Consider the following 25515-nt stretch of genomic DNA (forward strand, 5'->3'; position numbering starts at 1 on the left):
ACCCGTTCGACCATGAAAACCCTCTCGGCGCCGCCCCATACCGTGTTCCTGGCCACCCAGATCCCCTCCAGCCACTTCTCTGTCGAGTGCTTTGACCCCCAGTGGCTGAAGCAGCAAGGCTGGCTGACCGGCAGCTCAGACGATTCGGGCCGCAACCCCGCCTGGTTCTTCGCCCTGCAGGATGGCGAATGCGTGTTGCGTCATTATTGGCGCGGGGGCCTGCCGGGTAAGGTGCTGAAGGACAGCTTTCTGTTCACCGGCGTGGAGCGCAGCCGGCCCTACCGCGAGCTGGCATTGATGGATTGGATGTTCCAGCAGGGGCTGCCGGTGGCCCAGCCGGTGGCGGCACGACTGAGCCGTTCAGGCCTGCGCTACCGGGCGGATCTCATCACCATCAAGCTGCCTAACAGCCAGGACCTGGTGGGTGCATTGCAGCAGGGCAACCTGGGTAAGCGGGAGTGGCAGAAGATCGGCAAGATGATCGCCCGCTTCCACGACGCCGGGGTCTACCACGCCGATCTCAACGCCCGCAATATCCTGCTCAGCGACGGCGACTACTACCTGATCGACTTTGACCGAGGCGAGCGCCGCCGCCCCCACAAGGGTTGGATGCAGTCCAATTTGGAGCGACTGAAGCGCTCTCTGGATAAGGAACTGGGCCGGGTTGAAGGGCTGAATTTCAAGCCAGAGCGCGACTGGCCCGCCCTGGTCGAAGGCTACGTCGCCTAGGCGCTCAAGAGTTGAGTGCCTGCTCCACGATGTGGGTGCTCAGGGGTTGAGCGCCTGCTCCGCCGTGTGGGCCTCCAATAGCTGCTCTGCCAGGTGGCATTGGCGCTGAGTGGAACCGCGATTGATCTCCACCACCCGCTGACCCAACTTACCCGTCGCCTTGGCCTGGCTTGGCAAGGACAACAGGTGCTCCACCTGGGCCGCCAGCTCCTCCTCGTTGGCCACCCGCTTCAGCGCCCCGGCGCGCACCAGGGTCTCGCCGATCTCGGCGAAATTGAAATCGTGCGGCCCCATCAGGATTGGCTTGGCCAGGGCGGCAGGCTCCAGTGGATTGTGGCCCCCCCGCGGGATCAGGCTGCCCCCGACAAAGGCCACGTCCGCCATACCGTAAAGCTGGATCAGCTCGCCCATGGTGTCGCCGATCACCACCTGGGTCCCCTCGGACAGCGCGCCCTCGCTACGCCGTGCGGTGACAAAGCCCGCCGCCCGGGACAGCGCGAACGCCGCCTCAAACTGCTGCGGATGGCGCGGGACCAGCAGCAGCAACAGGTCCGGATGCAGCGCCAGCAATCGCCGATGAGCCGCCAGCATCACCTCGAATTCTCCGGGATGGGTCGAGCCGGCACACCAGACGCTGCGCTCGCCCAGCAGCTCACGCCGCTGTCGTTCGGTCTCGCCCATCGCCTCGGCGGAGACCGCGATATCGAATTTCAGGCTGCCGCAGACGGTGATCTTGGCCGGCTCCAGCCCCAGCATCATCATCCGCTCGCCATCCACCTCGTTTTGCATCGCCACCGCGTCCAGGCCATTGAGCAGCGGCTTGACCAGGCCAGGGAAGCGCAGATAGCCCCGGGCGGAGCGGGCGGACATGCGGGCATTAGCCAGCATCAGCTTGACCCCCTGGCGCTGAGCATGGTGTACCAGGTTGGGCCACAGCTCGGTTTCCATCAGGATCACCAGCTCCGGATTCAGCGCCTTGAGAAAGCGGCGGCTGAAGCCACTGAGATCCAATGGCAGGTAGCAGTGCTGCACCGAGTCCCCCAGGTGCTGACGCACCTGCTCCGAGCCGGAGGGGGTGGTGGTGGTCACGGTGATCAGCCTATCCGGATAGCGCTGCTGCAGCGCGCGGATCAGCGGCAGGGCTGCCAGTGTTTCCCCCATGGAGGCGCAATGCACCAGGATCCCGCCGCTGCGTTGCGGCTTGGTCCAGGCCAGCCGCTCGCCCCAGCGCTGCCGATAGGCCGGCTCCTTGCGGCTTCGCCACAACAGGTACAGCAAAAACAGCGGCAGCAACAGCGTCACCAGCAAGGTGTAAAGGTATCGGTTCATGGGCAGGAAATTGGCGAGTTTCGGCTGATGATAGGGAAGCCCCCGGGGGCTTTCAAATAAAAGCGGATGGGTGCTAACCTAGCGCACACCTTAGTTGCGACCCCTGTGTGGCGAATGAAGACCAAAGAGCGCATCATCCAAGCCAGCTGCGAGCTGTTCAATGAGCACGGTGAGCGGGCCATCACCACCAATCACATCGCCGCCCACCTGGGGATCAGCCCCGGCAACCTCTACTACCACTTCCGCAATAAAGAGCAGATCATTAGGGCCATCTTTGCCCAGTATGAAGCCTACCTGGAAGAGGCCTACAACCTGCGCGAGCAGGGCGAGCCGGAAGACCTGATGCGCTACTACCTGGACAACATGTTCGAGGGGATGTGGCGCTTTCGCTTCCTCTACGCCAGCCTGTCAGACATCCTGGCCCGTGACCCGGAGCTGCACAAGCGCTACCTGGCAGCCCATCAAAAGGTGCTCACCTCGGCCATCCAGACCCTGCGTGCGCTGTGCGCCCAGGGCACCATGACCATCGCCGATGCCTACCTCGAGTCCTTCGCCGAGGGCATCAAGCTGGTAGTGACCCACTGGATCAGCCACCTCTACACCCAAAACCTGGATGAGCCCATCAACGAATCCATGGTTTATCAAGGCGTTGAGCAAGTGATGGCGCTGTTCCATGGCTACATCACTCCCCAGGGGCGGCCCCGTTTCGACGCCCTGGCTGCTCACTACCGCCAACTGGCCCAACGGGCCGCCTGAGCCTCACCCTGGCGCTCCCGGCACGGGGGCGCTGGCGACATTTTCCTGCAACGGCTGAAACTTGCTCAAAGCCCCGCTAGAATGTGCGCCAATATCCTATCGACGACCCGGATTTTTCAGGAGACAGCATGTCCACTTCCGCGTTTTACCAGCAGATCCGCGACCAGATTGACCAGGTCAAAGCGGACGGCCTCTACAAGAACGAGCGGATCATCACCTCCGCTCAGCAGGCCGCCATCCAGGTCGCCTCCGGCGACCAGGTGGTGAACTTTTGCGCCAACAACTACCTGGGCCTGGCCAACCACCCGCAGCTGATCGAAGCTGCCAAGGATGGCCTGGACGATCACGGCTTCGGTATGGCCTCCGTGCGCTTTATCTGCGGTACCCAGGACATCCACAAGGAGCTGGAGCAGAAGCTGTCTGATTTCCTGGGGATGGAAGACACCATCCTCTACTCCTCCTGTTTCGACGCCAACGCCGGCCTGTTTGAGACCCTGCTGACCGCCGAAGACGCCATCATCTCCGACGCCCTTAACCACGCCTCCATCATCGACGGTGTGCGTCTGTGTAAGGCCAAGCGATTCCGTTACGCCAACAACGACATGGCCGAGCTGGAAAACTGCCTCAAGCAGGCCAAAGAGGCCGGTGCCCGCCACATCCTGATCGCCACCGACGGCGTGTTCTCCATGGATGGCGTGATCGCCAACCTGGAAGCGGTCTGCGACCTGGCGGACAAGTACGGTGCCCTGGTGATGGTGGATGACTCCCACGCCGTTGGCTTTGTCGGCGAAGGCGGTCGCGGTACCCACGAGCACTGCAAGGTGATGGACCGGGTCGACATCATCACCGGTACCCTGGGCAAGGCTCTGGGTGGCGCTTCCGGTGGCTTCACCTCCGGCAAGAAGGAAGTGATCGACTGGCTGCGACAGCGCTCCCGTCCTTACCTGTTCTCCAACTCGCTGGCCCCGGCCATCGTCTCCGCCTCCATCCGCGTGCTGGAGATGATGAAAGGCGGCGATGCGCTGCGTGCCAAGCTGTGGGATAACGCCAACTACTTCCGCGAGAAGATGGGCGCTGCGGGCTTTGACCTGGCCGGTGCCGATCATGCCATCATCCCGGTGATGATCGGCGACGCTGCCCTGGCGGCCGAGTTTGCCGACCGTCTGCTGGCCGAAGGGATCTACGTGGTGGGCTTCTCCTTCCCCGTGGTGCCCAAGGGCCAGGCCCGGATCCGCACCCAGATGTCCGCTGCCCACAGCCGCGCGCAACTGGATAAGGCGATCGATGCCTTCACCCGCATCGGCAAAGAGCTGGGCATTATCTGAGGAGCTGACATGAAAGCACTCTCCAAACTCCACCCTGAGAAGGGGATCTGGATGGTGGATGCGCCCACGCCTGAGATTGGCCATAACGACATCCTGATCAAGATCCGTAAAACCGCCATCTGCGGCACCGACATGCACATCTACCACTGGGACGAATGGTCACAGAAGACCATTCCGGTGCCCATGGTAGTAGGCCACGAATACGTCGGTGAGGTGGTGCAAGTGGGCGCCGAGGTAAAAGGCTTTGCCATCGGAGACCGGGTCTCCGGTGAAGGTCACCTGGTCTGCGGTCACTGCCGCAACTGCCGTGGCGGCCGCACCCACCTGTGTCGCAATACCGTGGGGATCGGCGTCAACCGTCCCGGCTCCTTCGCCGAGTACCTGGTGCTGCCGGCCTTCAACGCCTTCAAGATCCCGGACGACATCTCCGACGAACTGGCCGCGGTGTTCGACCCCTTCGGCAACGCCGTGCACACCGCATTGAGCTTCGATCTGGTGGGTGAGGACGTGCTGATCACCGGCGCGGGCCCCATCGGCATCATGGCGGCAGCGGTCGCCAAGCACGTCGGTGCCCGCCACGTGGTGATCACCGACGTTAACGAGTACCGCCTGGACCTGGCCCGAAAGATGGGCGCCACCCGTGCGGTCAACGTGGCCAACGAGAACCTCAGCGACGTGATGAACGAGCTGGGCATGACCGAAGGCTTCGACGTGGGCCTGGAGATGTCCGGTGTCCCCTCCGCCTTCAACGGCATGCTGGAGGCGATGAACCACGGCGGCAAGATTGCGCTGCTGGGGATCCCGCCGGGAGACATGGGCATCGACTGGAACCAAGTGATCTTCAAAGGCCTAATCATCAAAGGGATCTACGGTCGCGAGATGTTTGAGACCTGGTACAAGATGGCCAGCCTGCTGCAATCCGGCCTGGATATCAGCCCGATCATCACCCATCAGTTCTCCATCGACGAGTTCCAACAGGGCTTCGATGTGATGGGCTCCGGCCAGTCCGGCAAGGTGATCCTCAACTGGGATTAAGCCCGCGGCTTTGCCTCTGACAACGCCTTCCTCCGGGAAGGCGTTTTTGTTTCTGAGCGGCGCTGCTGGTGCCCTTTCCCCGCTCGACTCACTACGGATAAAAAACGATCAAAGCCTGTATCGTCAAAGTGTTAGCCAGGTCGCTCTTTTTTACTTCAGCGTCGATAGGATCCCGTCGCACTGGCAGATCACAACGCCTTGCCCCCTAACATCGTGCAACACGGAGTCTACGATGCAAAAAGCCCTACTCGCCGCCACCCTGCTGGCCCTCACCTCACCTCTGAGTGCCGCTACCCTGACCCTGCCTGAGGGTGCCACCCCGCTGGCCATCAACGGCCTGCCGATAAAAGACGCGGAGCAAACCCTGACGTTTGCCGAGGGCAAGCAGGTACTGAGCCTGCGCTATGAGCAGAGCTTCCGCCCGCTGTTCACCCCCAACCTGTACAGCACCCCCACCTGGCTGGTGAAGCTGTCACTGGAGCCGGGCCAGAGCTATCAGCTGGAGCTGGACGCACCGGAGCAGGCCAAACAGTGGCAAGCCTTCATGCAGGCGCCAGGCATGGTGGTGGTCGACAGCGAGGGCAATCGCCAGCCGGTGGAGCCCAAAACCGTCGAACAGTGGCTGGTGGAGCTGCTGTAAGCTGAACGGCGCCTCCTTTGTGAGGCGCTTTTTGTTCCCCCTTTTTGTTTCGCCCGTAGTGAGTCAGTAAACTGGAGCGAGACAGAAGAAGGGAACCTCCATGAGCCAATACCAATGCCTGCCGTTGGCGCAGTTCGATGCCCTGGCGCAGCAGCCGGGTGTCCAGATCGTCGACATCCGCGATCCCAATGCCTTTGCCGCCGGCCACATCCCCGGCGCCGTCCATCTGCACAACGGCAACCTCGCTGACTACATCCTCAACGCCGAGTTTGAAGACCCGCTGGTGGTGGTGTGCTACCACGGCATCTCCAGTCAGGGCGCCGCCGGCTACCTGGCGGAGCAGGGCTTTGAGCAAGTCTACAGCCTGGATGGCGGCTATGAGGGTTGGGCCAAGGCCAAGGGCCTGTGGCCGCCGGGGCCGGCGCAATGATGGAGATCGGCGTACTGGGCGACCCCAGGGCCGGGCGTGCCCTGGCCGATTACCTGATCGCCCAAGGCATCGAGGCGCAACTGCAAAGTGCCGAGGATGGCGTCGCCATCCTGGTGTCGTCGGAGCACTACCACCGTGGCCGGGAAGAGTACGAGCGCTTCCTGCAGGACCCCTACAATCGACGCTACCTGGCTGCCTCCTGGGAGTCCGGCGAGGTTCCCCGCAAGGGCGACGCCCGGCTCGACTACGGCGCCCCGGGCCTGCAGTTTTTCCAATCGATCATTACCCAATCTGGCCCGCTGACCCTGTTCATCCTGGCGCTGTGCAGCGCCATCTGGCTGTTCTGGAACATGGGTTTTGCCGAGAACCTGTTTAACCTGCTGCGCTTCCCCACCAGTTGGGAGGCGATGAGCAGCGGCGAGGTATGGCGCTTCTTCACCCCGTCGCTGATCCACTTCTCTGCCATGCACGTGGTGTTCAACCTGCTGTGGTGGTGGTACCTCGGTGGCCGCATCGAGCGGGACCGGGGCGTTGGTACCTTACTGATCCTGCTGTTGGTGGCCGGCACCCTGCCCAACCTGCTGCAGTTCGCCCTGGTCGGACCCAACTTCGGCGGCCTGTCCGGCGTGGTCTACGCGCTGGTGGGCTACTGCTGGATCCACGGCCGGCTCAACCCCAGCTCGCCACTGGCACTGCCGCCAGCCTACGTCGGCTTCCTGCTGCTGTGGCTGGTCCTGGGCTTTATGGGCTTTATGAACATGGCCAACTATGCCCACCTGGGCGGCCTGTTGGTCGGGGTCGGACAGGCCCTGCTGGATGGGCGAAAACGGGCTTAACCCCATAATTTTCATGGCTATTACTGCCGTGAGGCCAGTGTAAGAGATCGCCACCGCATGCCGGTGGCGATTTCGCTTATCCAGCGCAGAGATCCTTTGCCCTCACCCTCCCCTTCACGCCACCTTAGAGCTCTAATTTCCGCTGATTATCATTGGTTTATGCGCCATAAGCATGGATGGGAGGATGTCAGGGTATCGCTAACCCCAGAGCACATCCGCGATTTGCCCAGCGGCAGGCTTGGCTAGATTTGGTTTAGGGCCGCACCAAGGAGGGTCGGCCTCGCCAATGCCAGGGAGGGCCTATGGGACTATTCCGTCAACAAGCCGTTGAGGCACAACAACAAAAACTGCTCGGCACCGTCGTACTGTCACAACCTCGCTCGCTGCAGGGCCTCAGCTATCTGCTGTTGGCCCTGCTGCTGCTCAGCCTGACCTTTCTGGCCAACGCCCACTATGCCCGCAAGGAGACGGTGTCCGGCTTTCTCAACCCGGACAAGGGCCTGATCAAGGTCACCGCCACTCGCGCCGGCGTGGTGGAGACCCTGCTGGTGAAAGCGGGCCAGCAGGTGGAGAAGGATCAGGCCCTGGCGGTACTGGTGCTCAAGCGCAACCTGGCCTCCGGTGGTGAACTCAATGAGAAGACCATCGCCCAGCTGGAGCAGCAACTGCACTGGCTCGATGAGCAGATGAGCCAAAGGGCCACTTTACTGCAGCAGGACACCCGCAAGCTGGAGGATCAGCGCACCCGGCTGTTGGCGGCGGAAACCAACCTGCAGCGGCAGTACCAGCTGCTGTTGGATAAGGTCAGTTTGATCCAGCAGCAAGAGGGACGTTTTGAACAGCTGCATCGGCAGGGCTACCTGTCCGAGCTGGATCTGCAGACCCAGCAGGAGCGTCTGTTGGCAGCACGCCAGGAGCTGGAGCAGATCAGTGCTCAGCAGGTCCAGCTGGAGTCGGACCTGCGTGCCCTGGGGCTGCAGCTGCAGCGCCTACCGGTTCAGCACCAGCTGCAGCGCAGCGATGACCAGGTGCAACGGGCAGCGATGCAGCAGCGACTGGACGAGGCGCGCAGCAACCACCGTTTCGTGGTGCGGGCCACCACCGCTGGCACCATCTCGGCTTTGCATGCTATCGAAGGGGAGCAGCTCAATGGCGGCCGCTCGCTGATGAGCCTGATCCCGCAAGACGCCATCCTGGTGGCGGAGTTGCTGCTGCCCTCCCGCTCTGCCGGCTTCGTCCAGCTGGGTGATACCGCCAAGCTGCGCTTCGACGCCTTCCCCTACCAGCGCTTTGGCTTTGTCGAGGCGCAGATCATCCGGGTCGACAAATCCCTGTTGGTCAACGGCGATCAAACCCTGCCCATCGCACCGCAGGAGCCGGTCTATCGCTTAAAGGCCAAGCTCACCCAACAAAGCATCCTGGCCTATGGCAAGCATTTCCCGCTCAAAGCTGGGATGCAGCTGGAGGCGGACATCCAGCTTGATCGCCGCAGCCTGCTGCAATGGCTGCTGGATCCCATCTACAGCCTGCAGGGGAGGATCGGTTAATGACAATGCAGACCGATATGACCCCCTGCCCCACTCAGCTGCTTACCTTTTCCGGCACACGGCAGGTGCCGCTGATCCTGCAGGCGGAGATGGCAGAGTGTGGCCTGGCCAGCCTGGCGATGGTCGCCAGCTACCACGGCCACAAGCTTGACCTGGCCGCCCTGCGCCAGCGCTTTCCCACCCTGCTCAAGGGGATGAACCTGCACCAGATGATCCAGCTGGCAGACGGGCTGGGCCTCAACTGCCGTGCACTGAAGTGCCCGCTGCCGGAGATCGGCAAGCTGCAACTGCCCTGCGTGCTGCATTGGGATATGAACCACTTCGTGGTACTCACCGGTGTCCGCCGTGACCGGGTCTACATCAATGATCCCGCCTGCGGCAAGCGGATCCTCAAGCTGCCGGAGTTCGCCCAGCATTTCACCGGGGTTGCCCTGGAGCTGCGCCCCGGTGAGGGCTTCGTCAAACAGGACAAGCGGCAACCGCTGCAGCTTCGCCAATTGTGGGGCCAGCTCACCGGCCTGCTGCCAGCTTTGGGCTCCCTGCTTATCCTCTCCCTGCTGCTGCAGTTGGCGGCCCTGGCGGCGCCCTATTACATGCAGTGGGTGGTGGATGAGGTGCTGCTAAGTCAGGACCGGGCGCTACTCAGTGTGCTGGCTATAGGTTTCGCCCTATTGGTGCTGTTCAAGGCCGCCACTGGCGCCCTACGGGGCTGGCTGGTACTGAGGCTATCCAGCCTGTTCAACCTGCAGCTAGGGGCCAATTTGCTGCGTCACCTGCTGCGTCTGCCGATGACCTACTTCGAAACCCGCCATGTGGGCGATCTGGTGTCTCGCTTCGGTGCCCTTAACCAGGTGCGGGAGCGGCTGACCACCGGTATTGTCGAGGCGATGGTGGATGGCCTGATGTCCCTGGCGGTGCTGGTGATGATGGCGCTCTACAGCATCAAGCTCACCTTGGTGGTCCTGGCCTTTATCGGCCTCTACACCCTGCTCCGACTGGTGCTGATACGCCAACTGCAGCGGGCCACCGAGGAGTCGATCCAGGCCTCAGCCAAGGAGCAGACTCACTTTATCGAGAGCCTGAGGGCGATCCAGACCATCAAGCTGCAAACCCGTGAGGCCCAGCGCCACGGGATCTGGCTCAATCGCTACGCCGAGGTGATCAACGCCGATATCCGCCTGGGCAAGCTACGCATCGGCTTCGACACCCTCAACCAGACCCTGTTTGGCCTGGAGAACGTGCTGGTGGTGTTTCTCGCCGCCGGGGCGGTGATGGCCGGGCAACTGACCGTCGGTATGGTGCTGGCGTTCATGGCTTACAAGGGCCAGCTCAGCGACCACATCGCCAAGCTGATCGAGCAGATGATCCAGTTTCGCATGCTCAGGCTCTACTTGGACCGCATCGCCGATATCGCGCTCCATCCCCAGGAGGCCCATCGAGAGGGCTGCGTTCCGTTGGATCAGGTGAAGGGGGAGTTGCGCCTGGAGGGGGTGCACTTTCGCTACGGCCCGGACCAGCCGGAGATCCTGCAAGGGGTGGACCTGACCATCCGCGCCGGCGAATCGGTGGCGATCACCGGCCCCTCCGGTTGCGGCAAAACCACCCTGATGAAGATTATGCTGGGGCTGCTGACCCCGACCCAGGGCAGGATCACCCTGGATGGTAAGGAGATAACCCAGATCGGCTTGCTTGCCTACCGCCAGCAGATCGGCGCCATCATGCAGGAGGACCAGCTGCTCAGCGGCACCGTGGCCGACAACATCACCGGCTTCGACCCCAACCCCGACCGCCGCAGGCTGGAGCGCTGTGCCAGCCAGGCTGCCATTAGTGACGAGATCCAGCAGCTGCCAATGGGGTTCCTCAGCCTGGTAGGTGATATGGGCAGCCAGTTCTCCGGTGGCCAGAAGCAGCGACTGCTGCTGGCACGGGCCCTGTACCAGCAGCCGGCTGTGCTGTTCCTCGATGAAGCCACCAGCCACCTGGATCATGACAACGAGGCCAAGATCAGCGAACAGATCGCCGCGCTTAACATCACCCGGGTGATGGTGGCACACCGACAGGAAACCCTCAGCACCGCCCAGCGCTGTGTCACCCTTAGCCAGGGCAGACTGCTGGAGACCGAGGGTTCACCGGTGACAAAGAACTCAGAGCCAGACAGTGAATCTCCCGCAGGCCCGATCCACCCTCAGGACACCGTTCAGGTCGTCGGGGCCGGTCAATAAGGTGCAACGGCTCACTCTCATAACGGGTCATTCAAGGAGGTACCCATGAACGAACTGCCGCCCGCAGAATACCGACAGATCCACAGTCGTCCGTCGCTTTGGGCGTCAATGAAATCGCTGTTGCTGCCACTCAATCTGCTGCTCAGCACCCTGCTGTTTGTTTGGCTGGTGGAGTAACCCACCCTGGCGCCCAGCGGTGGACTAGGCTTGCAGGTTAAGCCTGTCGACACGGAGAACGACCATGAAAGCTTGGCTTCTGATAGGGATGAGTCTGTTGAGTCTGCCGCTGCTTGCGGCGGACGAGGTGGAGATGCACATCAGCGAGGCGCTGGAGTTCTACAAAGAGGGCAACTACGGCGAGGCCGCGGCCAGCCTGCAGTACGCCACCCAGCTGATCCAGCAGAAAAAGGGCGGGGCCCTGGCGGAGCTGCTGCCACCGCCGCTGTCCGGCTGGAAGATCAACATGGACGATGAGACCACCACCAATACAGGGATGATGGGGGGGATCATGGTGGCGCGGGATTACGAGAAGGGCGATGCCCGGGTGGAGATCAGCCTGATGACCGACTCCCCGATGCTGCAAGGGGTACTGATGATGCTGTCCAACCCCTCCTTCGCCTCGGCCCAGGGCTCGAAGATGGAGCGCATCGGCCGACAGAAGGCGATGGTGACCTACGACGAACAGCGTCGCGGTGGCGAACTCAACATGGTGATCGACAACCGGGTGCTGGTACAGATCAGCGGCAGCAATGTCGACCGGCAGGACCTGCTGGATTACGCCGCTGCCCTGGACGTGGAGGCGATCAGCGAGATGCCCTGAGCCAATCCATGCCGTATATAAACCGCAACGCTCAAACGCAACAACGCCCGGCCAATTGGCCGGGCGTTGTCACTGCAGGGAGGGATGTCGCTATTGTCTCAGGCGCGACGACCTTGGTAAGCGGCCAGCATCCAGGACTCTTTCTCCTGTTGGCTGATGTAGTCGCTTAGCAGGGAGACGGTGCCTTCGTCGCCCAGCTCCGCCGCGGCGGCCAGGATCTTGCGTTGCTGGCCCAGCAGCAGCTGGTAGGCCCCGAGGATGTTCTCCACCGCGACGTGGCCATCGTGCACGTTCTTGGCTTCATCCAGTTGGGCGCGGCTGAGGTAATCGGAGAAACCGTGCAGCGGCTGCTGACCCAGGGTCAGGATCCGCTCCGCCAGTTCGTCCACCTTGATCAGCAACTGGTCGTAGATCTCCTCGAACTTGGCGTGCAGTTCAAAGAAGTTGGCACCCTGAACGTTCCAGTGAAAACCCCGTACGTTCATATAGAGCACCTGGTAATTGGCCAACAGGCCGTTGAGTTGCTCTGCCAGGGCGCCGGCGCCCTGCTTGTCCAATCCAATCAAATTTGTGCTCATGATGCTCACCTAAGTACTGCGCTAACCGATGAGCACAGAGTACGAGGGAAACCCGCACAATTAAAATGGACAAAAACTATCGCGATAATCGAAAACCTCTAACTGGCCTGGTCCCGGGGGATCCCGCGATGGTGACAGCGCAGCATGCGGTCCAGATCCCCTTGGCAGGAGCCACAGCCCAAGCCCGCCCCAGTGCGCTCCATCAGCGCGCCGACGCTGTCTTCCCCGGCTGCCAGACCCTGTTGTACGGCCTGCTCAGTGACATTACGGCAGCTGCAGATAAGCTGGCCAGGCCCCCGCGGTGGGCTGGTCATTAACCGCTGCTGGGTCGCCAGACCCGGTGGCTCCGCCAGCAAGGACGCCAACGCGCTGCCCAGCAGTGCCTGTGGCGCAGCTGCGAGCTCAAAGGCCCACTGCAGGGCATTCTGGCCGCTGGCCAACCCCAACCGGCGAGCTCCTTGACGCCCCTGCCAGCTGGGCGCGCCCAGCTGCTGGTGCAACCACTGCTGCATCGCCTCCGGAGCGCGCTCATCCGCAAGATGGTACAACTGGCCTCCGGCCACCGGTTGACGCGCCCAGTAGCTAAGCCCTTCCAGCTCCAGAGCTACAGGCTCAGCACACAACACACTGGCGTAGCAGCCCACCGTCACCGCCTTGAGTGAAACCTGGGACTGTTTAAATGCCGGCTGACGGGAGATGGGGTCGAGGGTGGGGGTCACCAGGTCATTGACCCAGGCCTGGGAGGCAAAGGCTCCGCTCCAGTGCAGCGGCAGAAACAGCTCGCCCCGACGCACCTCGTCGGTAATGATCAGTCGAACCCGGGCCTCCCCCAGCTCATTGTGCAGCGCCACCAGCTGGCCCTGTTGCAAGCCACGGGCCTGGGCGTCCGTCGGGTGGCATTGCACCGCGGGCTCTCCCGCATGTCGATTCAGACTGGTGGCCCGTGCCGTGCGCGTCATGGTGTGCCATTGATCCCGCCAACGCCCGGAGTTAAGCCGCAACCGGCCCAGCAGCCTAGGCGCTGACGGCGCTGACTGCACCGGCACCAGCCGTGCCCGGCCACTGGCAGTAAAGAACTGGCCATCCTCGAACAGCCGGCGATCACCCAGCTGCAACGGCCGACCCGCCGGCTGAGGCCACTGCAGTGGCACCAGCGCGTTGTACTGGGCCGGGGTGAGCCGGGCCAGGGCGGAGATGTCGAAATCCCGCTGGCCCTGGTTATCCAGCCCAGACAGGGCTGCATGTTCGCGAAAGATCGCCGCCGGGCCGTCAAAATCAAAGGCGTGGCCGAAGCCCATCGCCTTGGCCACCTGACACACAATCCACCAGTCCGGCTTGGCCTCCCCCACCGGGGTCATAAAGCCCCGCTGTCGGCTGATCCGCCGCTCCGAGTTGGTGACGGTGCCATCCTTCTCTCCCCAGCCCTGGGCAGGCAGCACCACGTCCGCTAGCGCCACGGTGTCGGTCTCGGCCACGCAATCAGACACCACTACCAGGGGACAGGCCTTAAGCGCCTGACGTACCTTGGCCGCATCCGGCAGGCTGACCGCCGGATTGGTGCCCATCACCCACACCGCCTGGATCCGGCCGATGCGCACCGCATCAAACAGCTCTACCGCGGTCAGGCCGGGCTGCCGGGCCAGGGTCTGGGTTTGCCAAAACTGGCTGATCCGTTGGTGCGCAGCCTCGTCACCAAACTCCATGTGCGCCGCCAGGGTATTCGCCAGCCCCCCCACCTCGCGTCCGCCCATGGCATTGGGCTGACCCGTGATGGAAAACGCCGCGGCACCGGGAAAACCCATCTTGCCCGAGGCCAGGTGACAGTTGAGGATGGCATTGCCCTGATCCACCCCCCGGTCCGACTGGTTGATCCCCTGGGAGAACACCGTCACCACCTTGTCGGTCTGGGCGAACCACTGGAACAGGGTCAGCAGATCGGCGTACTCCAGATCCAGTGCCTTGGCGATCTCCGCCACACTGCCGGCTCGGGCCGCTTGCTCCAGGGTGGGGGCCACCGAATCCAACTGCGCCAGCCCCGTCAGCTTGCCCTGACGACGGAGGAAATGGAGCAAGCCATTGAACAGTCGGGTATCGCCGCCGGCCTTGATCGGCAGATGCAGATCGGCACCGTGACAGCTGGCGGTACGACGGGGGTCTATCACTACCAGTTTCATCTGCGGCCGTTTGGCCTTGGCCGCTAGGATCCGCTGGTACAGTACCGGGTGGCACCAGGCCAGGTTGGAGCCGGTCAGGATCACCAGGTCCGCCAGCTCCAGATCCTGGTAACAGCCCGCCACGGTATCGCTGCCAAAGGCGCGCTTATGGGCCGCCACCGCCGACGACATGCACAGGCGGGAGTTGGTATCGATGTTGCCGCTGCCGATAAAGCCTTTCATCAGCTTGTTGGCAACGTAGTAGTCCTCGGTCAGCAGCTGGCCGGAGACATAGAACGCCACTGAGTCCGGGCCAAAGCGATCAATGGTTTGCTGCAGCTGTTGTGCCACGTAACCGATCGTCCGGGGCCAGCTCTCCCGCTCTCCCCGCACCATGGGGTGGGTCAGCCGGCCTTGCGGCCCCAGGGTATCAGCCAGGTTCAGCCCCTTGCTGCACAACTTGCCGAAGTTGGCCCGGTGATGGGGATCCCCCACTACGGTGGGGGCATCGCCGGCGGTGGCGATAACGCCACAGCCAACGCCGCAGTAGGGGCAGGTGGTATGTACTGAGCGTGGGGCCATGCTGCGTTGCTCTCTGGTTGGGCAAGGGCTAGACCCAAGGGTTTGCAAGGAGAGGGCCAAGCATCAACAAGATTTAAAAACCAATGCTTTCAATGCTTTATTAATGGCGCCACTGCTGTCGTTGCTCCCTCCGATGGTGCAGTGCACCAAAGCGACACCCGGATGCGATGCAACGGTGCATTCCCCAGCCCCTCTGCCTGGTGACAACGCCGCTATGTGCTTTATCCGACGGGCCCGGAAGGCCCGCCAAACGGGATTTTTCGGCCACCCCATCCACTGGCGACTGGGGCTGGCACCGCTTTTGCTTTGCCGAGCCCTACCTGTCACAAGGAACCGACAAGAGGGAGCCATGGCCCACACGCCCAAACCCAGCGAGGAAGCCCGAGTCAGCCTGGTGGGTGCCGGACCTGGCGATCCGGATCTGCTCACCGTCAAAGCCCTGCGCTGCATCCAACAGGCGGACGTGATCCTCTATGACAACCTGGTCAGTGAAGCGATCCGTGACCTGTTTCCCAAAGACAGCACCGCGCTGTTCGTGGGCAAATCCAAGCATCGTCACGGCATTGGCCAGCACCGTCTTAATGATCTCATCGTCCAACTGGCCCAGCAGGGCCTGCAGGTGTGTCGCCTGAAAGGGGGCGATCCCTTTGTCTTTGGCCGCGGCAGCGAGGAGATGCTGGCCCTGCACCAGGCAGGGATCGCCACCGAGGTGGTACCGGGGATCACCGCCGCCAGCGGTTGCACCAGCTACGCCGGGATCCCCCTGACCCACCGCGGTTTGGCTCAGGCTTGCACCCTGGTGACCGGCCACGGCGAATCGGAGCTGGATCTGGACTGGGCCGGATTGGCCCGGGGCAACCAGACCCTGGTGTTCTACATGGGCCTGAGCCAGCTTGAGCGCATCAGCGCCACACTGCAGCGCTATGGCATGGCCGCCAGCACTCCCGCGGCCTTGATTGAACAGGGCTGCCGGCCGGAGCAGCGACTGGTGACGGCCACCCTGGCGGAGCTGCCGCTGCAGGCCAAACAACACGGGCTGGCCAGCCCAACCCTGATCGTGATCGGTGAGGTAGTGTCGCTGTCAGCAGCCCTGGCCTGGTTCGGCGCCCCCTCACAAACCCTGCCCGCAGCCCTGACGGCTTAGGAGAGAACAATGAACAAAACACGGATAGTGGTGGTCGGCAACGGCATGGTGGGGCATCACCTGCTGGAGCAGTTAACCGATCAGCCGGGGCTGGAGCTGATCACCTTCAGCGAGGAGCCTCGCCTGGCCTACGACCGGGTTCAACTGACCCAGTTCTTTGCCACAGGCGACGCCAACAGCCTGGCCCTGACCAGCGAAGACCAGTATCAGCAGGCCGGGGTGCACTACCACCTCAACGCCCGGATCAGCGGCATCGACCCCACCGGCAAGACGGTGATCACCGAACAGGGTGACATCCTCAGCTACGACAAGCTGGTGCTGGCCACCGGCTCCTACCCCTTTATCCCGCCCATCCCCGGCCGGGAGCAGCCCCATATCCACCCCTACCGCACCATTGAAGACCTGGAAGCGATCCAGGCCTCCGCTCGCAGCAGCCGCAGCGGGGTGGTGATCGGCGGCGGTCTGCTGGGGCTGGAAGCGGCCAATGCCCTCAAGACCCTGGGGCTGGATACCCATGTGGTGGAGTTCGCGCCCCGGCTGATGGCAGTACAGTTGGATGACGGCGGCGGCGCCCTGCTGCGCCACAAGATCGAGGCGCTGGGGGTGTCGGTCCATACCGGCAAGAACACCCAGACCATTGCCCGCGGCGAGCAGCAGCGCTACTGCCTGCAGTTTGCCGATGGCACGACGCTTGAATCCGACATGCTGGTGTTCTCCGCCGGGATCCGCCCGCAGGATGCCCTGGCCCGGGATGCCGGCCTGACCATCGGCGAGCGCGGCGGCATCGTCATCAATGACCACTGCCAGACCTCAGACCCGGATATCTACGCCATCGGTGAGTGTGCCCTTTGGCAGGGCCGGATCTTCGGCCTGGTGGCCCCCGGCTACCAGATGGCCAAGGTAGCGGCGCAGCATCTGCAGGGTGAGCCAGCGTCGTTTGTCGGTGCTGACATGAGCACCAAGCTCAAGCTATTGGGGGTGGAGGTAGCCAGCATCGGCGATGCCCACGGCCAGAGCGAGGGCAGCCTCAGCTACAGCTTCAATGACGAGGCCACCGGCGTGTACAAGAAGCTGGTGGTCAACGAGGCCGGCGATCGCCTGCTTGGCGCGGTGCTGGTGGGCGACAGCAGCGATTACGGCAGCTGGCTGCAGCTGTGCCTGAACAATCTGCCGCTGCCCTGCGCCCCGGAGCAGCTGCTGATCCCACTGGCCGAGGGTGCCGCCCCGGCAGCACTAGGCAGTGATCTGCTGCCGGACAGCGCTCAGATCTGCTCCTGCCATGACGTTAGCAAGGGCGATCTGTGCAGTGCCATCCAGGACGGATGTCACGACCTGGGCGAGCTCAAGGCCTGCACCAAGGCTGGCACCGGCTGCGGCGGCTGCAGCCAGCTGGTGGGCCAGGTGTTTAACAGCACCCTGGAAAGCCTGGGGATGGAGGTCAACAACCACCTGTGTGAACACTTCGCCTACTCCCGGGCGGAGCTGTTCGACATCGTCCGCATCAAACAGCTCAAGCAGTTTGACCAGGTACTGGCAGATTGCGGCCAGGGCCAGCATGGCTGTGATATCTGCAAGCCGGCCATCGGCTCGATGCTGGCGTCGCTGTGGAACGAGCACGTGCTGGCCACGCCCCATGTCGGCCTGCAGGACACCAACGACACCTTCCTGGCCAACATGCAGAAGGACGGCACCTACTCGGTGGTGCCGCGGGTGCCCGGTGGCGAGATCACCCCGGACAAGCTGATCGTGCTGGGCCAGATCGCCAAGCAGTACAACCTCTACACCAAGATCACCGGCGGTCAGCGTATCGACCTGTTTGGTGCCCAGCTGCACCAGCTGCCGCTGATCTGGCGCCAGTTGGTGGACGCCGGCTTTGAGACCGGCCACGCCTACGGCAAGGCCCTGCGTACGGTGAAATCCTGCGTCGGCAGCACCTGGTGTCGCTACGGCGTGCAGGACAGCATGACCATGGCGATCACCGTGGAGGAGCGCTACCGCGGGATCCGCTCACCCCACAAGATCAAGATGGCGGTGTCCGGCTGCACCCGGGAGTGTGCCGAGGCCCAGAGCAAGGACTTTGGCGTGATCGCCACCGAGAACGGCTGGAACCTTTATGTCTGCGGCAACGGCGGCATGCGCCCCCGCCACGCCGATCTCTTTGCCACCGATCTGGACGACCGCACCCTGCTGCAGTACATCGACCGGATCATGATGTTCTACGTCCGTACCGCCGACCGGCTGCAGCGCACCTCGGTGTGGATGGAGAGTCTGGAGGGGGGGCTGGATTACCTCAAGGCGGTGGTGATCGAGGACAAACTGGGAATATGCGATGAACTGGAGGCACAGATGGCCCATCTGGTGGACAGCTACCAATGCGAATGGAAGGCAACCCTGGAAGATCCGGAGAAGCTCAAGCGCTTTAGCCATTTCATCAACAGCGAACAGGCCGATGATGGCGTCCGATTCGTGCCGGAGCGGGGCCAGATCCGCCCTGCCCGACCGGATGAGCTGGCGATCCCGGTGATGGAGGTGAACTCATGAATGCCCAATGGCAAGATGTCTGCCCGCTGACCGATATCCCGCCCAACAGCGGCGTCTGCGCCCTGCTAGCCCAGCGTCAGGTCGCCCTGTTCCGAACCCTGGATGACCAGCTGTTCGCCATCGACAACCGTGACCCCATCGGCGGTGCCAATGTGCTCAGCCGTGGGTTGCTGGCCCAGATCGGTGAGCAGCTCACTGTGGCCTCGCCGCTGTACAAGCACCACTTCTGCCTCACCACCGGCCAATGCCTGCAGGACGACGCGGTGCAATTGACCGTCTATCCCGTGCGTTGCCAGGGTGAACAGGTGCAGCTGGCCCTGCCCGGCGGTTGAGCGAGGAGGATCGGTAACGGCCAACACTTCTGGGTCGACCTAAATTCCTAACACTGGGAGTAAGCTGGCGCAGACCCTGCGCCAGCTGCTTCCGCTAGCTCCCCCCTTACCAACCCCATAGTATCTCACCCTGGCCGTCACTTGCCCCTAGGCCGTTTATTTTGTCCCATCCGGCAGAGGTGCTAACATATCGCGCCTCGAATTTGCGCCTGCCTACTGCATTGGCGCCGACCCTTAACTCTCGCCGCCTACACTGTGCTGGCAACTAACTGTTTTCAGGGATCCCATCCATGGCTCGTCGTGGCAATCTGTTTATCCTTGCGGCCCCCAGCGGCGCCGGTAAGTCATCGCTGATCAGCGCACTGCTGAAAGACCAACCCGCCAACATGCAGGTCTCGGTCTCCCACACCACCCGGGCAATGCGCCCCGGTGAGGAAAACGGCGTGCACTACCACTTCGTAGATAAAGCCCAGTTCGAAGCCCTGATCGCCGAAGATGCCTTCTTCGAGTACGCCGAGGTGTTCGGCAACTACTACGGCACCTCCCGCATCACCATCGAACAGACCCTGGATAAGGGCATCGACGTGTTCCTCGACATCGACTGGCAGGGCGCCCGTCAGGTCAAGGCGCTGATCCCCGACGCCGTTGGGGTTTACATCCTGCCGCCCTCCAAGGCAGAGCTGGAACGCCGCCTGCGTGGCCGCGGTCAGGACAGCGACGAAGTGATCGCCGGCCGCATGGCGGAAGCGATCAGCGAGATGTCTCATTACAACGAGTTTGACTACGTCATCGTTAACGAGGATTTCGACGCCGCCCTGGCGGATCTGGAAGGGATTGTGAAGAGCCAGCGCAACACACTGGCTAGGCAGGCAGAAGCTTACAGTGATATGCTAGAAGATCTGTTGGCACAATAGCTGACTTCATGTACACTTTTGCGTCATTTTTTCCAATCGTTCACGACACAGGAGTTTCTCGTAAATGGCACGAGTTACTGTAGAAGACGCCGTAGATAAAATCGGCAACCGTTTCGATCTGATCCTGGTTGCAGCTCGCCGCGCACGCCAGCTGTCCGTACAGGGCAAAGAAGCTCTGGTGGAAGAGGAGAACGATAAGTCCACCGTGATCGCCCTGCGCGAGATCGAGCAAGGCCTGATCAACTCCAACACCCTGGATGAGCAGGAGCGCCAGGCAGAGCGCGAAAAGGAAGCGGCCGAACTGGCTGCCGTTGCGGCCATCGCCGAAGGTCGCACCCTGTAATACCCGTTGCATTGGAACCTTGTTTAATCGCAATCTCTAATGCACTAGGTATTCCCCTCGGAGGTCGCCGTTGTACCTGTTTGAAAGCCTGAAGGAACTGGCATCCAGTTATCTCGAACCCGAGCAGGTAGAGCTACTCACCCAGGCGTACATTACTGCCCGGGATGCCCATGAAGGGCAGATGCGCTCCAGCGGCGACCCCTATATCACCCATCCCATTGCCGTCGCCCGTATCCTGGGCGAGATGCGCCTCGATCACGAGACGCTGATGGCAGCCCTGCTGCACGATGTGATTGAAGACACTGAGCTGACCTTTGAGGATCTGGCTCAGCAGTTTGGTCATGCAGTGGCAGAGCTGGTGGAGGGGGTGTCTAAGCTCGACAAGCTGAAATTCCGCGATCGCGAGGAAGCGCAGGCGGAGAACTTCCGCAAGATGGTGATGGCCATGGTGCAGGACATTCGCGTGATCCTCATCAAGCTGGCCGACCGCACCCACAACATGCGCACCCTGGGTTCGCTGCGACCGGACAAGCGCCGCCGCATCGCCCGGGAAACCCTCGAGATCTATGCCCCGCTGGCCAACCGGCTGGGCATCCACAACATCAAGAATGAACTGGAAGAGCTGGGCTTCCAGGCGTTCTACCCGATGCGTTACCGGGTGCTCAAAGAGGTGGTTTCCGCCGCCCGTGGCAACCGCAAGGACATGATGAACAACATCGAGAAGGCGATTGTCGGCCGACTCGATGAACTGGGGATCCAGGCTCAACTGCTGAGCCGGGAGAAGAACCTCTACTCCATCTACAACAAGATGGTGAACAAAGAGCTCCAGTTTGAAGATGTCATGGACATCTACGCCTTCCGCATCACCGTCGATACCATCGATACCTGCTACCGGGTGCTGGGCGCCATGCACACCCTGTACAAGCCCCGTCCCGGCCGATTCAAAGACTACATCGCCATCCCCAAGGCCAACGGTTACCAGAGTCTGCACACCTCGCTGCTGGGCCCCCATGCCCTGCCGGTGGAGATCCAGATCCGGACCCACGACATGGATCAGATGGCGGACAAAGGGGTGGCGGCGCACTGGCTCTACAAGAGCGACGACGACAACGCCACCACCACCCAGATCCGGGCCCGCAAGTGGATGCAGTCGCTGCTGGAGCTGCAGCAAAGCGCCGGTAACTCGTTTGAGTTCATTGAGTCGGTCAAGAACGACATGTTCCCCGACGAGATCTACGTGTTCTCGCCCAAGGGCCGCATCATCGAACTGCCGGTGGACGCCACCGCGGTGGACTTCGCCTATGCAGTCCACACCGACGTGGGTAACCAGTGCGTCGGTGCCCGGGTCAACCGTCAGGCCTACCCGCTGAGCATGCCGCTCAAATCCGGTCAGACGGTGGAGATCATCACCGCCCCCGGCGCTCGCCCCAATGCCGCCTGGCTCAACTTCGTGGTGACCGGCAAGGCCCGGGCCAAGATCCGCCAGGTGCTGAAGAACGTCGAACAGGCCGAGTCCATCAGCCTGGGGCGTCGCCTGCTCAACCACGCCTTGGGCGAGCTGCGGCTGGACGACATCGACCCGTCAGTCGTCGCCAGCGTGGTGGAAGAATCCAATTACGACAACCTCGACGGCCTGCTGGCCGCCATTGGCCTGGGTGACGTGATGAGCCTGGTGGTGGCCCAGCGGATGCGCGGCGACACCGACGATGAGCTGGCCGAGGAAGGCAAGAAGAAGCTGCCGATCAAGGGCGCCGAGGGGATGCTGGTCTCCTTCGCCAAGTGCTGCCGCCCGATCCAGGGTGACGACGTGGTGGCCCACATCAGCCCCGGCAAGGGCCTGGTGGTGCACATCGACAGCTGCCGCAACATCAGCCGGGCGATGGAAACCGAGCCGGAAAAATTCATGCACGTCGAGTGGACCGACGACGTCGATTCCGAATACCTCACCGGCTTGCGGGTGGAGATCGTCAACCACCAGGGTGCCCTGGCCAAGCTGACCTCGCTGATCGCCGGGGCCGACGCCAACATCCAGAACCTGCATACCGATGACAAGGATGGTCGGGTCTACAGCATCAACATGACCCTGACCGTGAAGAACCGGGTGCACCTGGCCAATGTGATCCGCAAGATCCGGGTGCTGCCAGAAGTGATGAAAGCGTCGCGCGCGCGCAACTAACGCAAGCAAGGAGACCCCATGGCTGAGAAAACCATCATCGCCACCGACAAGGCCCCGGCCGCCATCGGTACCTACTCTCAAGCAGTCAAGGTGGACAACACCGTCTACCTGTCCGGCCAGATCCCGCTGGATCCCGCTACTATGGAGAAGGCAGGCGAAGATTTCGACAGCCAGGTGGTGCAGGTCTTTGAGAACCTCAAGGCCGTGTGCGAAGCCGCCGGTGGCAGCCTGCAGGACATCGTTAAGCTCAACATCTTCATGCTCGACCTGGCCAACTTCGCCAAGGTCAACGAGGTGATGGGCCAGTACTTCCAACAGCCCTATCCGGCCCGTGCCGCCATCGGCGTCAAGGAGCTGCCCAAAGGGGTACTGGTGGAGATGGACGGCGTCATGGTGCTGTAAGCGCGCCCTGTATCGTATTTTGTTTGGGGCCCTTCGGGGCCCCTTGTTGTTTTAGAGTGAAACCCTATGAGCCCGGAACGCCTAGCCCGAATCAACGCCATGCTGGATAACCGCCAGTCGGATCTGACCATCTGCCTGGAGCACATCCACAAGCCCCACAACCTGTCCGCGGTGATCCGCACCGCCGACGCGGTAGGGGTGCCCGAGGTGCACGCCATCTGGCTGGCCGAGAGTACTCGGGTCTCTAACCACAAGGCCTCCGGCTCGGGGCAGTGGGTGGATGTGCGCAGCCACGACAGCACCGCCGACGCCATCAACCATTTCCGCGGCCAGGGGATGCAGGTGCTGGTCACCAACCTGTCCGACACCGCAGTGGACTACCGCGAGATCGATTACACCCGCCCCACCGCCTTGATGATGGGCAACGAAAAAGACGGCATCAGCGATCAGGCCCTGGCTCTGGCGGACCAGGACATCATCGTCCCCATGGTGGGTATGGTGCAGTCTCTCAATGTCTCTGTCGCCGCTGCGCTGATCCTGTATGAAGCCCAGCGACAGCGTCAGGCCGCTGGCCTATACGGCGTGCGCACCCTGGATGAGGCGATCTGCCAGCGCCATCTGTTTGAGGGTGGGCACCCCATTTTTGCCCGGATCTGCCGTCAGAAAGGTCTGCCCTACCCGCGTATCGACGAACAGGGCCAGATCCAGGCGCCGGACGATTGGTGGCAGCGGGTGCAGATGAGCAAACACGCCTGGGAACACCTCGACGACTGAACCGCAGTTGTTATCCGACGCGGGATTTTCACAGCCTGTCTGCACGTTCGCCGCAAATTTCTACAGTTTTTGTTAAATAGCAGTTACTTTAGTGACTGGTATGACCGGTTTTTACTAACCGGCCGTCGCCATCGACGCCATACTAGGCGTCACAGAGCGCCCCATAAAGAGGGCCGCCGACAGGGGTGGGAATGCCCCAAGCGATAACAAGACTGGAGAGAATCATGACTGCCGAGCTGAAGACCCCGCTCGAGATGCTGGACCACTGGTGCCAGCATCAACCCGACCAGACCTACCTGCGCCAGCCCAAGGAGCGCCAGCTGCACGACTACAGCTGGTCGCAAACCCGAGAGCTGGTGTACCGCCTGGCCGGCGCCCTGCGCCAACTGGGCCTGCAGCGCGGTGACAAGATCGCCATCCTGTCGAAGAACTGCGCCGAATGGTTCATCACCGATCTGGCACTGCAGGCCGGTGGCTTTATCAGCATCCCGATCTACCCCACCGCCAACGCCGACACCATCCGCTACGTGCTGAACCACTCCGGCGCCAAGGCGATCTTCATCGGTAAGCTGGACGATCCCGCTTCCCAGGCCGACGGCATCAGCAACGAGCTGCTGCGCTTCGACATGTCCTACCCCAGCCTGCCGACCCAGTACGCCTGGCATCAGCTGCTGGAGATGGCGCCGCCGCTGGACGACGAACGTGCCGGCATCGACGAGGTGATGACCATCATCTACACCTCCGGCAGCACCGGTAACCCCAAGGGTGCCATCGAGACCTACCGCGCCTACAGCTGGGCCGGCGGTGCGGTTGCCGCCCACCTGGGTGCCAAGCCGGAAGACCGGGTGATCAGCTACCTGCCCCTGGCCCACATCACCGAGCGGGTCTACATAATGGGCTCCAGCTTCTACACCGGCATGACCGTCTACTTTGCCGAGTCCCTCGACACCTTCGTTGAGGATGTGAAGGTGGCCCAGCCGACCTTCTTCCTGTCGGTCCCCCGCCTCTGGACCCTGTTCCAGAAGAACATCATCGACAAGGTGGGCCGCAGCAAATTGGAGCTGCTGCTCAAGCTGCCGATCATCAATAAGCTGATTGCCAAGAAGATCCGTACCCAGCTGGGCCTCAACAGCGCCAAGGTGCTGGGCTGTGGCTCCGCCCCGGTCTCCCCCAGCCTGCTGGAGTGGTACCAGGGCATCGGCATGAACATTACCGAAGCCTGGGGCATGACCGAGAACGGGGCCTATGCCCTGCTCAACCTGCCGTTCCGTGCCGACAAGATCGGCACCGTGGGCGCCGCTGGCACCGACTGCGAGATCAAGATCGGCGACAACCAGGAGCTGCTGTTTAAGAGCCCGGGCCTGTTCAGCGGTTACTACCAGAACGACGACGCCACCGCCGAGGCCTTCACCGAGGACGGCTTCTTCCGTACCGGTGACCAGGCGGAGATAGACGCCGACGGCTACGCCACCATCATTGGCCGGGTGAAGGACAACTTTAAGTCCGCCAAGGGCAAGTACGTTGCCCCGGTGCCGATCGAGCGCAAACTGGCCCAGGACAGCCACATCGAGCTGGTCTGCGTGATCGGCTCCGGTGCCCCCTACCCGGTGGCACTGGTGCAGCTGTCTGAAGGTGCCTCTTTGATGCCCCAGGAGGAGGTGAAGTCCTCCCTGCTGGGTACCATCAAGCAGGTGAACGCCGGTCTGGAGAGCCACCATGTGCTCGGCGGTGCCCTGATCGTGGACGATCCCTGGACGGTGGAGAACGACGTGCTCACCCCGACCCTGAAGATCAAGCGCCACGTGCTGGAGCAGCGCTACAGCGACAAGATCAGCACCATGCGAGACAACGCCATCCTCTGGGAGGCCAGCGCATAAAGAGCTGATCCTAAAGCCGCGGGCTGCTAT

At 62.4% G+C, this 25515-nt stretch carries 23 protein-coding genes; 20 read left to right on the forward strand and 3 right to left on the reverse strand.

Annotated elements, in window-relative coordinates; genetic code table 11:
- The first annotated feature begins 12 nt into the window (after positions 1-12).
- The gene (locus BUC04_RS20840; RefSeq protein WP_067661420.1) at positions 13-729 is read left to right on the forward strand and encodes a 3-deoxy-D-manno-octulosonic acid kinase; all 717 of its coding nucleotides are present in this window, start codon (positions 13-15) and stop codon (positions 727-729) included.
- A 39-nt stretch (positions 730-768) separates the two neighbouring features.
- Here BUC04_RS20840 and waaA read toward each other — a convergent pair whose 3' ends face one another.
- Positions 769-2058 carry a lipid IV(A) 3-deoxy-D-manno-octulosonic acid transferase gene (gene waaA, locus BUC04_RS20845; protein WP_067661418.1) on the reverse strand — a complete coding sequence of 430 codons (1290 nt, stop codon included), beginning with the start codon at positions 2056-2058 and terminating at the stop codon, positions 769-771.
- A 114-nt stretch (positions 2059-2172) separates the two neighbouring features.
- Between waaA and BUC04_RS20850 the strand changes: the two genes are divergently transcribed.
- The 10 genes from BUC04_RS20850 (at position 2173) to BUC04_RS20890 (ending at position 11669) form a co-directional block, all read left to right on the forward strand.
- Positions 2173-2814 carry a TetR/AcrR family transcriptional regulator gene (locus BUC04_RS20850; RefSeq protein ID WP_067661416.1) on the forward strand — a complete coding sequence of 214 codons (642 nt, stop codon included), beginning with the start codon at positions 2173-2175 and terminating at the stop codon, positions 2812-2814.
- Between the two features lie 128 nt (positions 2815-2942).
- The gene (locus tag BUC04_RS20855; protein ID WP_067661415.1) at positions 2943-4139 is read left to right on the forward strand and encodes a glycine C-acetyltransferase; all 1197 of its coding nucleotides are present in this window, start codon (positions 2943-2945) and stop codon (positions 4137-4139) included.
- 9 nt (positions 4140-4148) lie between these two features.
- Entirely contained in the window at positions 4149-5174 is a 1026-nt protein-coding gene (tdh, locus tag BUC04_RS20860) for an L-threonine 3-dehydrogenase (protein ID WP_067661414.1), read from the forward strand.
- Between the two features lie 232 nt (positions 5175-5406).
- Positions 5407-5814, forward strand: coding sequence for a DUF2057 family protein (locus BUC04_RS20865; protein ID WP_067661413.1), 408 nt, complete (start codon positions 5407-5409; stop codon positions 5812-5814).
- A 100-nt stretch (positions 5815-5914) separates the two neighbouring features.
- Entirely contained in the window at positions 5915-6244 is a 330-nt protein-coding gene (gene glpE, locus BUC04_RS20870; protein ID WP_067661411.1) for a thiosulfate sulfurtransferase GlpE, read from the forward strand.
- Positions 6241-7080 carry a rhomboid family intramembrane serine protease GlpG gene (gene glpG / locus BUC04_RS20875; protein ID WP_067661564.1) on the forward strand — a complete coding sequence of 280 codons (840 nt, stop codon included), beginning with the start codon at positions 6241-6243 and terminating at the stop codon, positions 7078-7080. Before glpE ends, glpG begins: the two co-directional genes overlap by 4 nt.
- 302 nt (positions 7081-7382) lie before the next feature.
- A complete protein-coding gene (locus tag BUC04_RS20880) occupies positions 7383-8627 on the forward strand; it encodes an HlyD family secretion protein (protein WP_067661409.1) in 1245 nt (414 codons plus the stop codon).
- Entirely contained in the window at positions 8627-10849 is a 2223-nt protein-coding gene (locus tag BUC04_RS20885; protein WP_073326135.1) for a peptidase domain-containing ABC transporter, read from the forward strand. The genes BUC04_RS20880 and BUC04_RS20885 overlap by 1 nt, the downstream gene beginning before the upstream one ends.
- Positions 10850-10894: 45 nt before the next feature.
- A complete protein-coding gene (locus tag BUC04_RS24225) occupies positions 10895-11026 on the forward strand; it encodes a hypothetical protein (protein WP_268762551.1) in 132 nt (43 codons plus the stop codon).
- Between the two features lie 64 nt (positions 11027-11090).
- A complete protein-coding gene (locus BUC04_RS20890) occupies positions 11091-11669 on the forward strand; it encodes a hypothetical protein (protein ID WP_073326137.1) in 579 nt (192 codons plus the stop codon).
- A 98-nt stretch (positions 11670-11767) separates the two neighbouring features.
- Here BUC04_RS20890 and BUC04_RS20895 read toward each other — a convergent pair whose 3' ends face one another.
- Together BUC04_RS20895 and BUC04_RS20900 are read right to left on the reverse strand one after the other, a co-directional pair.
- Complete coding sequence (locus tag BUC04_RS20895) at positions 11768-12250, reverse strand: Dps family protein (RefSeq protein WP_234977468.1); 483 nt, start codon at positions 12248-12250, stop codon at positions 11768-11770.
- A gap of 95 nt (positions 12251-12345) precedes the next feature.
- Complete coding sequence (locus BUC04_RS20900; RefSeq protein ID WP_067661403.1) at positions 12346-14982, reverse strand: nitrate reductase; 2637 nt, start codon at positions 14980-14982, stop codon at positions 12346-12348.
- A 349-nt stretch (positions 14983-15331) separates the two neighbouring features.
- Between BUC04_RS20900 and cobA the strand changes: the two genes are divergently transcribed.
- The 9 genes from cobA (at position 15332) to BUC04_RS20945 (ending at position 25485) form a co-directional block, all read left to right on the forward strand.
- Positions 15332-16126 carry a uroporphyrinogen-III C-methyltransferase gene (gene cobA / locus BUC04_RS20905; RefSeq protein WP_067661402.1) on the forward strand — a complete coding sequence of 265 codons (795 nt, stop codon included), beginning with the start codon at positions 15332-15334 and terminating at the stop codon, positions 16124-16126.
- Between the two features lie 9 nt (positions 16127-16135).
- Entirely contained in the window at positions 16136-18667 is a 2532-nt protein-coding gene (nirB, locus tag BUC04_RS20910) for a nitrite reductase large subunit NirB (protein WP_067661400.1), read from the forward strand.
- Entirely contained in the window at positions 18664-18999 is a 336-nt protein-coding gene (nirD, locus tag BUC04_RS20915; protein ID WP_067661398.1) for a nitrite reductase small subunit NirD, read from the forward strand. Before nirB ends, nirD begins: the two co-directional genes overlap by 4 nt.
- A 290-nt stretch (positions 19000-19289) precedes the next feature.
- Positions 19290-19913, forward strand: a complete 624-nt coding sequence (gene gmk, locus BUC04_RS20920; protein ID WP_067661396.1) for a guanylate kinase — start codon at positions 19290-19292, stop codon at positions 19911-19913.
- Between the two features lie 64 nt (positions 19914-19977).
- Positions 19978-20256 carry a DNA-directed RNA polymerase subunit omega gene (gene rpoZ / locus BUC04_RS20925; RefSeq protein WP_067661394.1) on the forward strand — a complete coding sequence of 93 codons (279 nt, stop codon included), beginning with the start codon at positions 19978-19980 and terminating at the stop codon, positions 20254-20256.
- A gap of 70 nt (positions 20257-20326) precedes the next feature.
- The gene (gene spoT / locus BUC04_RS20930) at positions 20327-22432 is read left to right on the forward strand and encodes a bifunctional GTP diphosphokinase/guanosine-3',5'-bis pyrophosphate 3'-pyrophosphohydrolase (RefSeq protein WP_067661392.1); all 2106 of its coding nucleotides are present in this window, start codon (positions 20327-20329) and stop codon (positions 22430-22432) included.
- An 18-nt stretch (positions 22433-22450) separates the two neighbouring features.
- Positions 22451-22834, forward strand: coding sequence for a RidA family protein (locus BUC04_RS20935; protein ID WP_067661390.1), 384 nt, complete (start codon positions 22451-22453; stop codon positions 22832-22834).
- Between the two features lie 66 nt (positions 22835-22900).
- Entirely contained in the window at positions 22901-23608 is a 708-nt protein-coding gene (gene trmH, locus BUC04_RS20940) for a tRNA (guanosine(18)-2'-O)-methyltransferase TrmH (protein WP_067661388.1), read from the forward strand.
- A gap of 224 nt (positions 23609-23832) precedes the next feature.
- Positions 23833-25485 carry an AMP-binding protein gene (locus BUC04_RS20945; RefSeq protein ID WP_067661386.1) on the forward strand — a complete coding sequence of 551 codons (1653 nt, stop codon included), beginning with the start codon at positions 23833-23835 and terminating at the stop codon, positions 25483-25485.
- Positions 25486-25515: the final 30 nt, after the last annotated feature.

It is taken from the genome of Ferrimonas marina, from assembly GCF_900129905.1.
GTDB classification, from domain to species: domain Bacteria; phylum Pseudomonadota; class Gammaproteobacteria; order Enterobacterales; family Shewanellaceae; genus Ferrimonas; species Ferrimonas marina.

Excerpts from the sequence above, each read along its gene's own strand:
- glpG (WP_067661564.1), top strand. The coding sequence starts at position 6,241 with ATGATGGAGATCGGCGTACTGGGCGACCCCAGGGCCGGGCGTGCCCTG.
- gmk (WP_067661396.1), top strand. The coding sequence starts at position 19,290 with ATGGCTCGTCGTGGCAATCTGTTTATCCTTGCGGCCCCCAGCGGCGCC.
- BUC04_RS20840 (WP_067661420.1), top strand. The coding sequence starts at position 13 with ATGAAAACCCTCTCGGCGCCGCCCCATACCGTGTTCCTGGCCACCCAG.
- waaA (WP_067661418.1), bottom strand. The coding sequence starts at position 2,058 with ATGAACCGATACCTTTACACCTTGCTGGTGACGCTGTTGCTGCCGCTG.
- BUC04_RS20900 (WP_067661403.1), bottom strand. The coding sequence starts at position 14,982 with ATGGCCCCACGCTCAGTACATACCACCTGCCCCTACTGCGGCGTTGGC.
- BUC04_RS20945 (WP_067661386.1), top strand. The coding sequence starts at position 23,833 with ATGACTGCCGAGCTGAAGACCCCGCTCGAGATGCTGGACCACTGGTGC.
- BUC04_RS20885 (WP_073326135.1), top strand. The coding sequence starts at position 8,627 with ATGACAATGCAGACCGATATGACCCCCTGCCCCACTCAGCTGCTTACC.
- nirD (WP_067661398.1), top strand. The coding sequence starts at position 18,664 with ATGAATGCCCAATGGCAAGATGTCTGCCCGCTGACCGATATCCCGCCC.
- BUC04_RS20855 (WP_067661415.1), top strand. The coding sequence starts at position 2,943 with ATGTCCACTTCCGCGTTTTACCAGCAGATCCGCGACCAGATTGACCAG.
- glpE (WP_067661411.1), top strand. The coding sequence starts at position 5,915 with ATGAGCCAATACCAATGCCTGCCGTTGGCGCAGTTCGATGCCCTGGCG.
- BUC04_RS20880 (WP_067661409.1), top strand. The coding sequence starts at position 7,383 with ATGGGACTATTCCGTCAACAAGCCGTTGAGGCACAACAACAAAAACTG.
- tdh (WP_067661414.1), top strand. The coding sequence starts at position 4,149 with ATGAAAGCACTCTCCAAACTCCACCCTGAGAAGGGGATCTGGATGGTG.
- BUC04_RS20935 (WP_067661390.1), top strand. The coding sequence starts at position 22,451 with ATGGCTGAGAAAACCATCATCGCCACCGACAAGGCCCCGGCCGCCATC.
- BUC04_RS20865 (WP_067661413.1), top strand. The coding sequence starts at position 5,407 with ATGCAAAAAGCCCTACTCGCCGCCACCCTGCTGGCCCTCACCTCACCT.
- BUC04_RS20850 (WP_067661416.1), top strand. The coding sequence starts at position 2,173 with ATGAAGACCAAAGAGCGCATCATCCAAGCCAGCTGCGAGCTGTTCAAT.
- BUC04_RS20890 (WP_073326137.1), top strand. The coding sequence starts at position 11,091 with ATGAAAGCTTGGCTTCTGATAGGGATGAGTCTGTTGAGTCTGCCGCTG.
- cobA (WP_067661402.1), top strand. The coding sequence starts at position 15,332 with ATGGCCCACACGCCCAAACCCAGCGAGGAAGCCCGAGTCAGCCTGGTG.
- BUC04_RS24225 (WP_268762551.1), top strand. The coding sequence starts at position 10,895 with ATGAACGAACTGCCGCCCGCAGAATACCGACAGATCCACAGTCGTCCG.
- trmH (WP_067661388.1), top strand. The coding sequence starts at position 22,901 with ATGAGCCCGGAACGCCTAGCCCGAATCAACGCCATGCTGGATAACCGC.
- rpoZ (WP_067661394.1), top strand. The coding sequence starts at position 19,978 with ATGGCACGAGTTACTGTAGAAGACGCCGTAGATAAAATCGGCAACCGT.
- nirB (WP_067661400.1), top strand. The coding sequence starts at position 16,136 with ATGAACAAAACACGGATAGTGGTGGTCGGCAACGGCATGGTGGGGCAT.